This window comes from Pseudomonas sp. GW821-FHT10C09 (assembly GCF_059415465.1).
The window spans coordinates 19,740-32,081 of the sequence record NZ_JBWKNG010000029.1 but is presented as its reverse complement, the minus strand read 5'-3'; the positions used below and the strand labels follow the sequence as shown (position 1 = coordinate 32,081).

Sequence of the window (12,342 nt, the reverse complement as noted above, 5' to 3'; positions counted from 1 at the left end):
AATCTTGGGGTCAGAAAACTCAGTCCAAAGGCGGAACAGGTAACCCGCGTTTGGCGTAGAAGGCATCGACAAAGGCGGCCAATGTACCCTGTTGAATAGCCTCGCGCAAACCAGCCATAAGCACTTGATAATGACGTAAGTTATGGATGGTATTGAGCATGCTCCCCAGCATTTCGCCGCACTTGTCCAGGTGATGCAGATAAGCACGGGAGAAGTTCTGGCAGGTATAGCAATCGCAGGTCGGATCGAGCGGCGAATCATCATGGCGATGGAACGCGTTACGGATCTTCAGCACGCCAGTATCAATGAATAGATGCCCATTGCGGGCATTACGGGTTGGCATCACGCAATCGAACATGTCCACACCGCGGCGCACACCCTCAACCAGATCTTCCGGTTTGCCAACGCCCATAAGGTAACGAGGTTTGTCAGCCGGCATCTGACCCGGCAGGTAATCCAGCACCTTGATCATTTCGTGCTTGGGCTCGCCCACCGACAGACCGCCAATGGCCAGGCCATCAAAGCCGATCTGGTCGAGGCCTTCCAGGGAGCGCATGCGCAAGTCCTGGTGCATGCCGCCCTGAACGATGCCGAACAGCGCCGCCGTGTTGTCGCCATGCGCTTCTTTCGAACGCTTGGCCCAACGCAACGACAACTCCATCGACACGCGAGCGACGTCTTCGTCAGCTGGGTACGGGGTGCATTCGTCGAAAATCATCACGATGTCCGAACCCAGGTCACGCTGAACCTGCATCGACTCTTCCGGGCCCATGAACACTTTGGCGCCATCGACCGGAGAAGCGAAAGTCACGCCCTCCTCCTTGATCTTGCGCATGGCGCCGAGGCTGAACACCTGAAAACCACCGGAGTCGGTCAGAATCGGGCCTTTCCACTGCATGAAATCGTGCAGGTCGCCGTGCTTCTTGATCACTTCGGTGCCAGGACGCAGCCACAAGTGGAAGGTGTTGCCCAGAATGATTTCCGCGCCAGTGGCGGTGATATCCCGCGGCAACATGCCCTTGACGGTGCCGTAGGTGCCCACCGGCATGAAAGCCGGGGTTTCTACGGTGCCGCGTGGAAAGGTCAAACGACCGCGACGAGCCTTGCCGTCAGTAGCAAGTAACTCAAACGACATACGACTTTGGCGACTCATTCTGTTTCCTCAGGGCCACGTGGTGCGGGGTTACGGGTGATAAACATCGCATCACCGTAGCTGAAAAAGCGGTATCCATGCTCGACGGCCGCTTTATAGGCAGCCATGGCTTCGGGATAACCGGCGAACGCCGAAACCAGCATCAACAGCGTGGATTCAGGCAAATGGAAGTTGGTGACCAGGGCATCGACCACGTGAAACGGTCGGCCCGGGTAGATAAAGATATCGGTGTCGCCACTAAACGGCTTGAGCACGCCATCGCGCGCAGCACTTTCCAGCGAACGCACGCTGGTGGTCCCCACGGCCACCACACGACCACCGCGAGCGCGGCACGCCGCCACCGCATCCACCACGTCCTGGCCGACTTCCAGCCATTCGCTGTGCATGTGGTGGTCTTCGATCTTCTCGACGCGCACCGGCTGGAACGTACCGGCGCCGACGTGCAAGGTCACGAACGCCGTCTCGACGTCCTTGGCGGCAATCGCCTCCATCAGCGGTTGATCGAAATGCAGCCCCGCCGTCGGCGCCGCCACCGCGCCCAGGCGCTCGGCGTAGACCGTCTGATAACGCTCACGGTCCGAGCCTTCATCCGGGCGGTCTATATAAGGCGGCAACGGCATGTGCCCGACGCGATCCAGCAGCGGCAACACCTCTTCGGCGAACCCCAACTCGAACAACGCATCGTGACGCGCCAGCATCTCGGCCTCGCCACCGCCATCGATCAGGATCTTCGACCCCGGCTTCGGCGACTTGCTGGAACGCACATGCGCCAGCACGCGATGACTGTCGAGCACGCGCTCGACCAGGATTTCCAGCTTGCCGCCGGAAGCCTTCTGGCCAAACAGCCGCGCCGGAATCACCCGGGTATTGTTGAACACCATCAAATCGCCCGGGCGCAAATGCTCGAGCAAATCAGTGAATTGACGGTGTGCCAGGGCGCCGCTGACCCCATCAAGGGTCAACAGGCGACTGTTGCGACGCTCGGCCAAAGGGTGGCGGGCGATCAGCGAATCTGGGAGTTCGAAAGTAAAGTCAGCAACGCGCATGATGGGGTTCGTCTAGCAGGGGCCGGAAGTCTAGCCGAAATAGTGAAAATTCTCTATGTACCTGATTGACCGACGGTAATCTCATCTCTATACTTCGCCGCCATTGAGCCCTGATGGCGGAATTGGTAGACGCGGCGGATTCAAAATCCGTTTTCGAAAGGAGTGGGAGTTCGAGTCTCCCTCGGGGCACCAAAATTAAGAAAGGTCTTGCTTAGCAAGGCCTTTTTTTTCGCCTGCCAAAAAGTGCCTGACACAACGCCGACCTGTAGGAGCCGGCTTGCTGGCGATGCTTTTGATTCTCGCCTCCTCGACCGGTACGACCCTTCTCAAGGATTCACCCCATGGAACTGCTGCTGGAAACTGTTGCTCTGTTCTGCCTCAAGCTTGCTTATGAGACGGAGGATTCGAGTCCGATTCTTCGGGATGATTTGGTGATGAGTGAGTATGAGCGGGAGGTTTTTGGGTTGTTGGTAAGGAGGGGGGATGTTGAGGGGATTCAGGCAAAGGTGGGTGAATGCCTGAGTTTGGCGCTGAACGCTATCGGCGGCGTGGACACAGTCCTAGGGCGTGAGATGCATAGGTTGTCAGTTGAATTTAGCGATGCGCGGACGATGGAGCAGCTTGATGTTCCGCTCATCACACTGAAGAGCTATTTGAAAGATATTCAATGAATGAGGGGCGCACGGCAAAAATGTAGGTTTGCCCAATAGGCTGACCCTAGCTGCCGGAGCTCAGCCGAACCTGGTCGCAAGCTTCAATTACCGAGCTACACTCCAGCGACTTGGATTGCGATGGTTTACTCGCCCAACTCAAGCTAGGACAGCATAACCCAACGGTTGAAATACCTAATAAGGAGCGCAGGATGTCTGATGAGAAAGGACGGAACTTACAAGTTCCAGTGCAAGGTGCCGAGACGCCGGCAGAAAAGTCCCTGAAGCTAACGCAGAACGATGTAATCGACTTGAGCGGCCTAAGCGACAATCAGGTTTCCGAGCTACGTCTTCAGCACGCCAGAGGCTTGCTTTCGCTTCAACAGAAAGCACAGGAAATGAAGATTGACGTCGCGGCTTTAGATGCGTCGTTAAATTCTTTCAACGACCAAACTGCGAAGGCCACTCAAACTGGTGCTTCAGCAACTATTCAGCACTCGCAGACTACCTCGATTGGGCGCACTGAGGTGATAATCGGGAATACTGACCGCGCGGCTGCTGGGAAACTGTCGCGTTCTGCGGCAGGTGAAAAGGATCGCACACTGATGATTATCGGCATAATCGCTGTGGCTGTGGTGCTTGTAGCGATGTTCATGGGAGGGAAGTAATGTTTCGGAGCAGCATCACAATCCGCGCCCCCGAAGATGCTGTGACTGAGCTGGATCGATTCCAGATCGCTCTTAACAAATCAGGCTTGTCAGAAACGACTTCTGTTTTCTTGTGGGATCAGGTCAAGATGGCTCTTCAACAGTTCAAAGATCAGATGGCGCTGCGTCACATGCAAATGATTACTGCCGACAGGGTATTCGAGGGGGACGACTACCGCGTCTCAATTACCGTTCGACAGGGACAAAAAAGCCTCTTGTCGAAGATCATTCGGTTGATCAAGGGGTAAGCCATGGGTCGTTATCACCATGGTTCTCGCAGGAGCACCAAATATCGCAACAGTGCCGGCTCGGAAGCAGCCCGACGTCACATTCAGGAAGCGCAAGCGTTTTCGCAGGAAATTGGCGGAAATGATACAGATGTAAAGTCATATTTCTTTAGCTTGTCGGGTATTGAATTTGAATCCATCCTTATGGAATACGGCAAGACGTACGGCCCCGAAGCTGAGAGTTATGCACGGAATACCATGTATAAATGGCGTTCAGGCGTGACGAAGATGTCGGGCATGGTAGCGAAGCGGTTGTTCGACCTACTGCCGCCCCGTATGCCAGAGAGAAAAAAATACGAACTAGCGGAAAGTGTGTGGTTGCACTTCGGCCCTTCTTCGCGCCACGCTTATACAGTTGGACCACAAGCCGATGTTGTCGCCCTTGCGCATGTAATCGTGGAAAAGTTGGATCAGGTCGTGCTTTCTTACGGGCTCCCCGAGAACGTCAAGGCCCGCTTCGCCTGGTTAGCTTCAGGAGACGTGGCAATTAAGGAACAGCTCCTGAACCACTTCAGACAATTGCAGAAATCCATAGCGGCTGAGAAAGTCAATCTTGAAATCCCCGTCTTGCAAAAGCAGGTTCTTGATAACCCGGACACTACTGAATTGGTTCGCTCTCACATTGAAATACATAAGCATGTGGTGAGCATTACGGTGGATAAGCGCCTGACAATTGAGGTCAACGAAGGTGACCCGGAACCGTTGAAGAGTACAGCGAGCGGTAGCCTCTGGTGGCTGTGGGTTGTGGGTGCCGCGATCGTGTTTTTTCTTTTGTCTAAGCGGTAATACCGAGAAAAAAGAGGATACAAAAAAGTGGATTCAGATTTGCATCCATTTACCCTGCTACAAACTTCAAACCAAAAAAATTTGTAGCAAGTCACTTACTTCAATTAGGCAACACAAACTTCGCTTCAAGCCTATGCAACAACTCAAATGTATTCAAAAAAGGAACGTTAAGCTCCTGACAAACATTAGGAATAATAAACTTCCGTTTAGTTTTGAGATCCAGCACTTCCTGAGTAACGACTGTAGCCCCCATAGTCATCGCTTTCGCAATCAACCACGGATCAGCACCCGCTAAAAATTCTTCCATAGCGCCTATCCTCATTCTCGGCGCCTGATCAGCCACAAGCCCCACAACCTGTGCAAATGCCAGTTGCGTCTCCTGATCGGTGGTGGCGTGAAAAAAACCGGAATTGTTCTTCACCCAACCAGCCAGATCATCATTCCCTTTTGTCAGTTCATCCATTACAGGTTCAATGCTTGCTAGAGCAAAGGATTTATTTTTTATCAATAACCATTGCCAAAATCCAGGACAGATAGCCATCCCGTAGTAACGATTTTTTGCCTCAATCAGCGTGTTAGCGTCGAGTAAATGATTCATTCCGTAATCATGCTGGCGAGAGTCCTTAATTTGGCAGGTTGCACGCCGAGCAAATGTCCCGCATCGCGCAGCAGCATCCGGCCACTCATTGCTTCAGTCAGCACTGCCTTACTTAGGCTAGGGCTGTTTTTCGCGGTGGCGTTGCGATAGTAGTTACCCGCTCCACCTTTATCATCCTGGAAAGCCTTAAGGATTATTCGATAGTAAGCACTGTATTGGGCCTGGTTTATATATCCAAGATCTAATGCGCGGCGACCAATCGCCAATTTACTGATGTGAAATCGAGTTGCCAGCGGAGCTAGGTTTTCTTCCCAGTTAACATCGGCGTTCCACAGGGTACGAAATTGGGTTTCGGGAGCCAGAAACTCACCTGCAACTGCGTTGCAGAAGCGCTCCTCATCTCGACCATTGGCGGTATTTCCGTCAGACACTCCACTGCTACCAATCCAGATATGGGCCAGTTCGTGAAGTAAGGTGAACAGCCTGGCGGTGGGAGCGTCGGAACTGTTGACGAATACCACGGGCGCGTAGGTATTACTGATGGCAAAACCCCGAAACTCGCTGACTTCAAGTTTGCGATGAGTGTTTCCTAGAGCTATGCCACTGCGCATAACCAAGATGCCAGCCACTTCTGCCGCTTCGATCAAGGCACGGCTGTATTTATCGTAATCCAATCTAGCAGCGTGAGGGTCCACGCCGAGGACCCGGCGGATATCGTTCACCACCTCTGCGACTTGAGATCCGCTATTGAAGCGACCGACAAACTCCAGTGGCTGATGCTCTTGGTGTTGCAGATACTCCTGGTACCAGTCCTGCTTACGCATGGAGTCCCTGACAGTGTCCAACAATTCCAGGCTGGGACGTTGAGGCGCAATACCACCGACGGTCCGAAGATCAGGTAAAGGCAATTGTTCGACTGGCGGGCGCGGAAGAAACAAGAAGCCAAAAGGGATGTGAGCGAGACTCGCCCACTTTTGAGCCTGAAGGAATGTTGGTTTGGTCTCGCCAGCTTCCCATTCCTCTACTCGATCAGGTTTCACTGGCAGCTTTTTAGCAACCTGCTCAGTGGAGAGACCTGCGCGCTCACGAGACCATGTGAGCAGGCTTGGATTGACTAAGGCAGCTTGGCTCATAGGGTCACAGGCAAATCAAATGGGTCCAGCGAACGTTCGAGAGCATCCTTTGCAGATGCAGCCGACTGACGCGGGGTCCGGTTATCTGGCATTGCCTTTCTCCTTGGCTGTTTAAGGTCGGGTTGCAGCGACTACAGATTAGTCGAGAAGCAGAGCTACCGAAGGTAGGAGCGCGCGATTATGAGGTAAATCCGCAACGACCCGAAGCGCAAATATGTAACCTGCAGACAGATGGCATGGAACTGTTTCAACGCGTTTCATACCGCAGGTACGCCCTTCCTTCCCAGCCCGCCACCGAGCCCTCATCACCAGAATATCCACCGTGATTGTCCACATAATCACCCACCTCTCTCGGAGGTTGCAGGAAAATGACCTGCACGATACCCTCCCATCCGTCGCTGCCAATTCAGCGACCGGGTGTGGTAACCCGAGTTATTCAAGGCGCAACAGCGCCCCAGACACGTCATCAGGCGCTTTTTTTATGCCTGCGGCGTGAGTCATGGCGGCTGTGCGTGGGACGCCTTCGGGCGTGCCGGTTTCCTTGATACCCGGTTTACCACCCTGCGCACAGCTGTCACCCATTCGTGTGGTAACGAATCTGGCAGCTCCATCTATCAAGGAGTCTGATAATGCGCAGCATCAATCCGTACAAAATCTGGCTTTTCCCTCAACGCGACTCCCAGTTGCGTAACGCCCCACTGTCCGCCCTCTCCCACCGCATCTCCGTCAACGGAGGTGGCCAATGAACGATCAATCCGAGCTGAAAACCATCGGCCTAACACCTGCCATTTACTGCGCAGATCAACCGCTTTTCGACGTCACTCGTGGCGTTCCTCTCGGCGATGCATTAGCCATGGCTTCTGACTTTCTGTTTCTCGCCAAGAAGCTGAATGAAGATGCGGCGTACGCCACGGACACCGACCGTCATGCTTGGGCTGCGCATTATTTGACGGCGATGAGTAAGGCGGTAGTTGACGATGCGGTGAAGGTGCTTGGGCGGGGTCGCAGTTCTGCGGCGACACCTGAGCGGACGGCGACGACTGAAGAGTAGCGGCTGAAAAATAGGGAGCGGACTGCTTGTGATGACGGTGGTCGGTTCAGCATTGATGTTGGCTGAACCGGCGCTTTCGCGAGCAGGCTCGCTCCCGCAGAAGGACCGTGTGATTGCGTCCATGATTATTGGCTTACTACTTGATACGTACGAAGCACGCAGCGGATCTTGCGTACTTCGCAGAGTCTGAAACTTCAGGTTACCGAGTCAAATTGACTGGGACGCGAGCTGACCGACAATCTCCTGTCTCGAGACGACGTCACACAGGGATTGTCATGACCATGGACACACGGAAAAAACATCCTTTCGACGACATTTGGCGCCGAAAACGTCCGAACGGTGGCGCCTCGTGGGCCGGCTGGAATCCGCCCCCGAAGCCCGAGCCGGAATATATCCCCAAAGATGAATGGCCAATTCCCAAGGAGCGTACAGACCCGGTTTTTGCCAAGTGCTGCACACCTGAACACTGGGGGAGTACTCACGCTGGTAGCAACACCATGCCCGCCTCGGACTTTGGCAAGGTCATGCTGGCTGGGTCGATGCTTGTCCCGTCGGCGGCAGAGGCTGCCGGACTCGCTCTAGGCTTCGACGCTGTACTGGGGCGCGTAGCGGGTGGCGGCATCATGCAAAAAGGATTCACCTGGGCATTGCGTGGAAATCCTGCCGGCGTGTTTGTACTGGGCATGCTCCCGACCAAAATGGGCGACGGCACGCTCTATACCGACGATCAGCTACGCAGCATGACCCGTGCTCCGACCCGCGTTCGTTTTCAGTTTCGTCGCGATGTTGAGGGCGCGTTGCAGGTTTACGGCATTCATACCGGCCCGTCAGGTGATGACACGGTGCGCACGGTGCAAGCCAAGTGGAACGCCACTAAAACCGTGATAGAAGCCGAACTAAACGGCGCCACTATCCTGTGGACACCTAGAGGACGATCAGGCATTCCGCCAATGGTCCACCCTGACGCCAGCAACAGCCAAGGCACAATCCTCGTACACCCGATCCCGAAAGGAACAGACTCCCAGATCGAGGGCTATCCGGCATGGGACGGCTTAGAGGCCGATGACTGCATTCTGGTCTTTCCGGCAGACTCAGGCCTGAGCTCGTTGTACTTGGTGTTTTCGCGACCTATCGGCGGCGACCACAGCTATCACCCCGCTCCCAAAGGATTGGCGGCCTTTCCAGATGCCGTACTCAGTCCATCAAAGAGCTCTGTCAAAGGTGGTGGACATAAGCGAAAACGCTGGAAAGACCGCAAGGGACGAATTTATGAATGGGATTACGAGAATGGCAGGGTTGAGCTCTACGACAAACAAGGCAAGCATTTGGGCGAGTTCAACCCTGACACGGGCGAACGAACAAAGGACGCCGAGCCAGGCCGCATCACGCCAAAGTAACTTTGATAGGAGTCAGAAAAATGCTGCATGAGATTCTTGCATTCGACAAGGGAACTGAGGAGCTGGCGTTCAGCATTGAAATCCCTGCCAACCAGTTCGATCAATTGGCAGAGCTTATGGCGTGGAGTGAGCCGGAAGACGCCATTTATGAATACGACTTAACGCCAGATCAGATAAGGCGCCTTGAAAGCATGACTGGAAAAACCTTCGGCAGTCCGGATTACATATTTCAACTGTCCTGTAGTGCCTGATGGAGTTTGTCGGCGCGTCCATTCTGCGGCCATCTGGATAAGTCCGATTTGAAATAAGGGATGCAGCCTCTTCACACCTACTGATACATCACAAGGACGTATCAATGCGGCAAATCGCCCTCAGCAACAAGCCACTCAGAGGCATCCCCCGCCGCCTTCGCGCCCTGGAGCGCTGGGCCTCCAGTTTTCGCGACGAGTTTTACCCGCGATCCGAACACATGGAGCGCTACACACATTGGAAGATCCCAGTACACGAGGCATTAGTTCAAGGCCCCCAAGCCAGGATCGAAGTTCAGGCCTTCTGCATTCAGCAATTACTCGAAGCCGCTAACCACCTGTCCAACGCTGCTGACCAATCTCAAGGTTACTACCGCGTCGCTTGCCTGCTGACGTGGCCATGGGTTCATCAGAGCGAGGTCACCGTCTTCTATGACCGTGACTATTATCTGGGTTTTCTCGGTGAAACTAACGCGCTCATGCCAGAGCGGATCAGTCGTGATCTTGCGTTGCACACACCCGCTAATTTCGTCGAGCACGGGCATGACGTGACTCAACCTGACGATGAGGTCGCAGTACAGTGGTGGTGCATTGGGGAACCGGCCTGACGGCTTTGGCGAGCACCTCGAACGCTGGTACTCCAAGTAAAACAAGCTGGATCTGAAAAGGCCCTGACGGGCCCTTTTTGGGGATGACGCTAAACTCAAAAGCAAAACAAACTTCGCTGTCAACTCACAGCCTGCTGACAATCTCCTTCCAGATGTACCTGTAGTTATATTCCAACCAACGCACAAGGAGCTTGTCGAACTGCCTACGAAACCAACTGTTATTCCGGGCGACGCGCCTTTCTTCAATCATGGCATTGAGGGAGTCGGGATCGAAGCCTGTCCATACCGTTGGAAGGGCCGCCGCAATATTGGTAAAGCACACAGGCGCGACTTCGGAATATAGGATCTCGTAGAGGGTTTTAAGATCAACTCCTTTCACTTGGCTGGCTATGTAATCGTAATCAACCGGGAAATCATTGAACGGATCCGAGAGCGCGACCCTAATCTTTGTCAACTCAGATTGACTCAAAGAATATCCCAATGTGAAAACTCCTCTAATTCCTCATCAAGCGAGTCTGCTACCGTTCCGCCTGCGACGCCCCCAACAACAGTTCCCAGAAATACAACGGCAAATGCACAGATCGGAGCTCCTGGCCCACAGAGAGCGCTGACTCCAAGCCCTGCCAGAATACCGCCCGCCGCGCCGCCGCCCACGATGAGCCCTTGACGCGCCGTTTCCTTTTGTTTGTTTTCAGCATTCAGAATTTGATAAGTCGCGATAGCAGCAGTAACCAAAATGCCAAGCTTGCCCATTAGCTGCATTTTTTTTGTGCCATTTGTGAACTTGGAATTGTCCCGCCCTGCGGCCTCCAAAATTGTGTAATGAACCTTGCTCTGCTCCGTCGGTGAAAGGCTGTCGTAACTCTTCTTGAACAGCTCCTTGGAGTAACGATCAAAAAGCGTTTGAAGCGTTCTGCCATCGGCCTTCTTTTTTTGCACGACAGCCAAGCCCTGCGCAGAGGTAACCTTGCGGTGCTCCATCAAGATCTTGTTTCGCATTTCATGACTGAACTGCACGCCCTCTCGCGCGGTGATCTTCCCAGCCTTCACATCGGCCAACGTCTGCTGTGACATACGTTTTATGTTTTTCAGGTAGCTCGCCCGGACCTTTTCGTCAGAGACCGCGTCCAGAGAGAACCTAAGTGCAGTTCCCTCCATCAGTTCTAACGCCCTCTCGAGCGGAGAATCTTGTAAGGCGTGTTCACGCTGAACGACATAGCTGCCGGTGACGAGATATGGTTCTGTCATAGGATGTTCCTTATCCTAATATTCTATTCAAAAAGCTTTCTGTGAGAGACGACGTACCGGCTGGAGCTTCATCATCAAATTTGAGCATCACGCAGGTCTTACCGGACGGATTCGTAAACTTAACGGCATTGTCTTTATTGAACACCCCTGGCAGTGACGACCCATCCTCGAAATGAGCGGTGCACGATAAGCCTTCATAGCTTTCGTCAGCTGGAATTCTGAAGCCGATCCAGCTTGCGAAACCCGTTAACGGCGCAGGAGGAACAAATTCGCAGGGTGTGTGGGTATCGCCAATTATTACCGTACCCGAACCACCAATCACTATGCCGCCGTGGGTACCTCCGGTATCGATGGTCGCTGCATTCTTGCCGTTAATGAACACGGTCGCAGACAGTCCTGAAGAGAGCGCACTACCGCAAGTGCAGGTGTCGCCCTGACGCGCTGCGGGAAGGCCGTCGAAGAATACGTCGGGAGATCCTGATGCAATCGGGTTGGTGCCGTGCCCCGGTAAAGGACAACGGTATAAATCGCTTTTACGCGCTGCTGGCTTAGCCACTTTGACCTCCTGTCAAAAATCCTTGCGAGCGTCATAACCTACCCGAAACAAAGGGGACGGACCACATTACTTCACAACGTAATTTGTGGTCGATGTGTTCGAAGGTTGCGAGAAAAGGGCCTCCACGATACCCTCCTACCGTCGCTGCAAATTCAGCGGCCGGGCTTGGTAACCCGAGGTAAATCACTGCGCAACAGTGCCATGCGTTCGCAGGCGCTTTTTTTTCGCCTGCGATCTGCGTTATGGCGGCTGTGCGTGGGACGTCTTCGGACGTGCCGGTTTCCTTGATTTCCCGGTTTACCAACCTGCGCACAGCTGCCACCCATTCGCTTGGTAACGAATTGTGGCGGCTCTTAAAAATTAAGGAGCTTCACAATGCGCTGTATGGATACGTACAAAATCTGGCTTTTCCCTCAACGCGACTCCCGGTTGCGTAACGCCCCATCGTCCACCCTCTCCCACCGCATCTCCATCATCGGAGGTGGCCAATGACTGATCAATCTGAGCTGAAAACCATCGGCCTAACTCCTGCCATTTACTGCGCCGATCAACCACTGTTCCACGTCACACGCGGCGTTCCCCTCGGCGATGCATTGGCCATGGCTTCTGACTTTCTGTTTCTCGCCAAGAAGCTGAATGAAGATGCCGCGTACGCCACAGACACCGACCGCCACGCTTGGGCTGCGCATTATTTGACGGCGATGAGTAAGGCGGTGGTTGATGATGCGGTGAAGGTGCTTGGGCGGGGTCGGGGTTCTGCGGCGGCTTCTGAGCGGGCGGCGGATTCGTCTGAGGGGTAGTGGTTGGAAAATGGGGAGTGGGCTGCTTGATGGTGGCGGTAGGTTCAGCATTGATGTTGGCTGGTCTGGCGCTT

The 12,342-nt window shown here is 54.0% G+C and carries 16 protein-coding genes and 1 tRNA gene; 10 read left to right on the top strand and 7 right to left on the bottom strand.

Annotation, left to right across the window (positions count from 1 at the left end; genetic code table 11):
• Positions 1-19: 19 nt before the first annotated feature.
• Together tgt and queA are read right to left on the bottom strand one after the other, a co-directional pair.
• Positions 20-1,135 carry a tRNA guanosine(34) transglycosylase Tgt gene (tgt, locus tag AC07N8_RS25445; RefSeq protein WP_128870527.1) on the bottom strand — a complete coding sequence of 372 codons (1,116 nt, stop codon included), beginning with the start codon at positions 1,133-1,135 and terminating at the stop codon, positions 20-22.
• Between the two features lie 14 nt (positions 1,136-1,149).
• The gene (gene queA, locus AC07N8_RS25440; protein WP_493146327.1) at positions 1,150-2,199 is read right to left on the bottom strand and encodes a tRNA preQ1(34) S-adenosylmethionine ribosyltransferase-isomerase QueA; all 1,050 of its coding nucleotides are present in this window, start codon (positions 2,197-2,199) and stop codon (positions 1,150-1,152) included.
• A 107-nt stretch (positions 2,200-2,306) separates the two neighbouring features.
• Between queA and AC07N8_RS25435 the strand changes: the two genes are divergently transcribed.
• From AC07N8_RS25435 to AC07N8_RS25415, 5 genes are all read left to right on the top strand, one after another.
• Positions 2,307-2,391 (top strand) — tRNA-Leu (locus tag AC07N8_RS25435).
• 149 nt (positions 2,392-2,540) lie between these two features.
• Complete coding sequence (locus tag AC07N8_RS25430; protein ID WP_493146325.1) at positions 2,541-2,870, top strand: hypothetical protein; 330 nt, start codon at positions 2,541-2,543, stop codon at positions 2,868-2,870.
• Positions 2,871-3,061: 191 nt separating this feature from the next.
• On the top strand, positions 3,062-3,517 hold the full coding sequence (locus tag AC07N8_RS25425) for a hypothetical protein (RefSeq protein ID WP_493146324.1): 456 nt from the start codon (positions 3,062-3,064) through the stop codon (positions 3,515-3,517).
• Positions 3,517-3,804, top strand: a complete 288-nt coding sequence (locus tag AC07N8_RS25420; protein WP_493146322.1) for a hypothetical protein — start codon at positions 3,517-3,519, stop codon at positions 3,802-3,804. The genes AC07N8_RS25425 and AC07N8_RS25420 overlap by 1 nt, the downstream gene beginning before the upstream one ends.
• 3 nt (positions 3,805-3,807) lie before the next feature.
• Positions 3,808-4,629, top strand: coding sequence for a hypothetical protein (locus AC07N8_RS25415; protein ID WP_493146321.1), 822 nt, complete (start codon positions 3,808-3,810; stop codon positions 4,627-4,629).
• A gap of 100 nt (positions 4,630-4,729) precedes the next feature.
• Here AC07N8_RS25415 and AC07N8_RS25410 read toward each other — a convergent pair whose 3' ends face one another.
• Complete coding sequence (locus AC07N8_RS25410; protein WP_493146319.1) at positions 4,730-5,227, bottom strand: DUF4411 family protein; 498 nt, start codon at positions 5,225-5,227, stop codon at positions 4,730-4,732.
• Positions 5,224-6,360, bottom strand: coding sequence for an ImmA/IrrE family metallo-endopeptidase (locus AC07N8_RS25405; protein WP_493146318.1), 1,137 nt, complete (start codon positions 6,358-6,360; stop codon positions 5,224-5,226). The genes AC07N8_RS25410 and AC07N8_RS25405 overlap by 4 nt, the downstream gene beginning before the upstream one ends.
• Positions 6,361-7,102: 742 nt before the next feature.
• Between AC07N8_RS25405 and AC07N8_RS25400 the strand changes: the two genes are divergently transcribed.
• From AC07N8_RS25400 to AC07N8_RS25385, 4 genes are all read left to right on the top strand, one after another.
• The gene (locus AC07N8_RS25400) at positions 7,103-7,411 is read left to right on the top strand and encodes a DUF3077 domain-containing protein (protein WP_493146316.1); all 309 of its coding nucleotides are present in this window, start codon (positions 7,103-7,105) and stop codon (positions 7,409-7,411) included.
• A gap of 275 nt (positions 7,412-7,686) precedes the next feature.
• Positions 7,687-8,808 (top strand): S-type pyocin domain-containing protein, encoded by a 1,122-nt coding sequence (locus AC07N8_RS25395; RefSeq protein ID WP_493146314.1) that lies wholly within the window; start codon positions 7,687-7,689, stop codon positions 8,806-8,808.
• 20 nt (positions 8,809-8,828) lie between these two features.
• Positions 8,829-9,059 (top strand): DUF7683 domain-containing protein, encoded by a 231-nt coding sequence (locus AC07N8_RS25390; protein ID WP_493146313.1) that lies wholly within the window; start codon positions 8,829-8,831, stop codon positions 9,057-9,059.
• Positions 9,060-9,163: 104 nt separating this feature from the next.
• The gene (locus AC07N8_RS25385; RefSeq protein WP_493146311.1) at positions 9,164-9,664 is read left to right on the top strand and encodes a DUF3916 domain-containing protein; all 501 of its coding nucleotides are present in this window, start codon (positions 9,164-9,166) and stop codon (positions 9,662-9,664) included.
• A gap of 124 nt (positions 9,665-9,788) precedes the next feature.
• Here the strand turns inward: AC07N8_RS25385 and AC07N8_RS25380 are convergent, their stop codons facing one another.
• The 3 genes from AC07N8_RS25380 to AC07N8_RS25370 are packed head-to-tail and all read right to left on the bottom strand — an operon-like array spanning position 9,789 to position 11,468.
• Positions 9,789-10,145, bottom strand: a complete 357-nt coding sequence (locus tag AC07N8_RS25380; protein WP_483842883.1) for a DUF7079 family protein — start codon at positions 10,143-10,145, stop codon at positions 9,789-9,791.
• On the bottom strand, positions 10,130-10,912 hold the full coding sequence (locus AC07N8_RS25375) for a hypothetical protein (RefSeq protein WP_493146309.1): 783 nt from the start codon (positions 10,910-10,912) through the stop codon (positions 10,130-10,132). The genes AC07N8_RS25380 and AC07N8_RS25375 overlap by 16 nt, the downstream gene beginning before the upstream one ends.
• 10 nt (positions 10,913-10,922) lie before the next feature.
• Positions 10,923-11,468 carry a PAAR domain-containing protein gene (locus AC07N8_RS25370; protein ID WP_493146307.1) on the bottom strand — a complete coding sequence of 182 codons (546 nt, stop codon included), beginning with the start codon at positions 11,466-11,468 and terminating at the stop codon, positions 10,923-10,925.
• A 488-nt stretch (positions 11,469-11,956) separates the two neighbouring features.
• Here AC07N8_RS25370 and AC07N8_RS25365 point away from each other — a divergent pair, with 488 nt between their 5' ends.
• The gene (locus tag AC07N8_RS25365; protein ID WP_493146305.1) at positions 11,957-12,268 is read left to right on the top strand and encodes a DUF3077 domain-containing protein; all 312 of its coding nucleotides are present in this window, start codon (positions 11,957-11,959) and stop codon (positions 12,266-12,268) included.
• Positions 12,269-12,342: the final 74 nt, after the last annotated feature.

Bases quoted from the DNA above. Each gene is read 5' to 3' on its own strand.
- tgt (WP_128870527.1), bottom strand. From the start codon at position 1,135: ATGTCGTTTGAGTTACTTGCTACTGACGGCAAGGCTCGTCGCGGTCGT.
- queA (WP_493146327.1), bottom strand. From the start codon at position 2,199: ATGCGCGTTGCTGACTTTACTTTCGAACTCCCAGATTCGCTGATCGCC.
- AC07N8_RS25430 (WP_493146325.1), top strand. From the start codon at position 2,541: ATGGAACTGCTGCTGGAAACTGTTGCTCTGTTCTGCCTCAAGCTTGCT.
- AC07N8_RS25425 (WP_493146324.1), top strand. From the start codon at position 3,062: ATGTCTGATGAGAAAGGACGGAACTTACAAGTTCCAGTGCAAGGTGCC.
- AC07N8_RS25420 (WP_493146322.1), top strand. From the start codon at position 3,517: ATGTTTCGGAGCAGCATCACAATCCGCGCCCCCGAAGATGCTGTGACT.
- AC07N8_RS25415 (WP_493146321.1), top strand. From the start codon at position 3,808: ATGGGTCGTTATCACCATGGTTCTCGCAGGAGCACCAAATATCGCAAC.
- AC07N8_RS25410 (WP_493146319.1), bottom strand. From the start codon at position 5,227: ATGAATCATTTACTCGACGCTAACACGCTGATTGAGGCAAAAAATCGT.
- AC07N8_RS25405 (WP_493146318.1), bottom strand. From the start codon at position 6,360: ATGAGCCAAGCTGCCTTAGTCAATCCAAGCCTGCTCACATGGTCTCGT.
- AC07N8_RS25400 (WP_493146316.1), top strand. From the start codon at position 7,103: ATGAACGATCAATCCGAGCTGAAAACCATCGGCCTAACACCTGCCATT.
- AC07N8_RS25395 (WP_493146314.1), top strand. From the start codon at position 7,687: ATGACCATGGACACACGGAAAAAACATCCTTTCGACGACATTTGGCGC.
- AC07N8_RS25390 (WP_493146313.1), top strand. From the start codon at position 8,829: ATGCTGCATGAGATTCTTGCATTCGACAAGGGAACTGAGGAGCTGGCG.
- AC07N8_RS25385 (WP_493146311.1), top strand. From the start codon at position 9,164: ATGCGGCAAATCGCCCTCAGCAACAAGCCACTCAGAGGCATCCCCCGC.
- AC07N8_RS25375 (WP_493146309.1), bottom strand. From the start codon at position 10,912: ATGACAGAACCATATCTCGTCACCGGCAGCTATGTCGTTCAGCGTGAA.
- AC07N8_RS25365 (WP_493146305.1), top strand. From the start codon at position 11,957: ATGACTGATCAATCTGAGCTGAAAACCATCGGCCTAACTCCTGCCATT.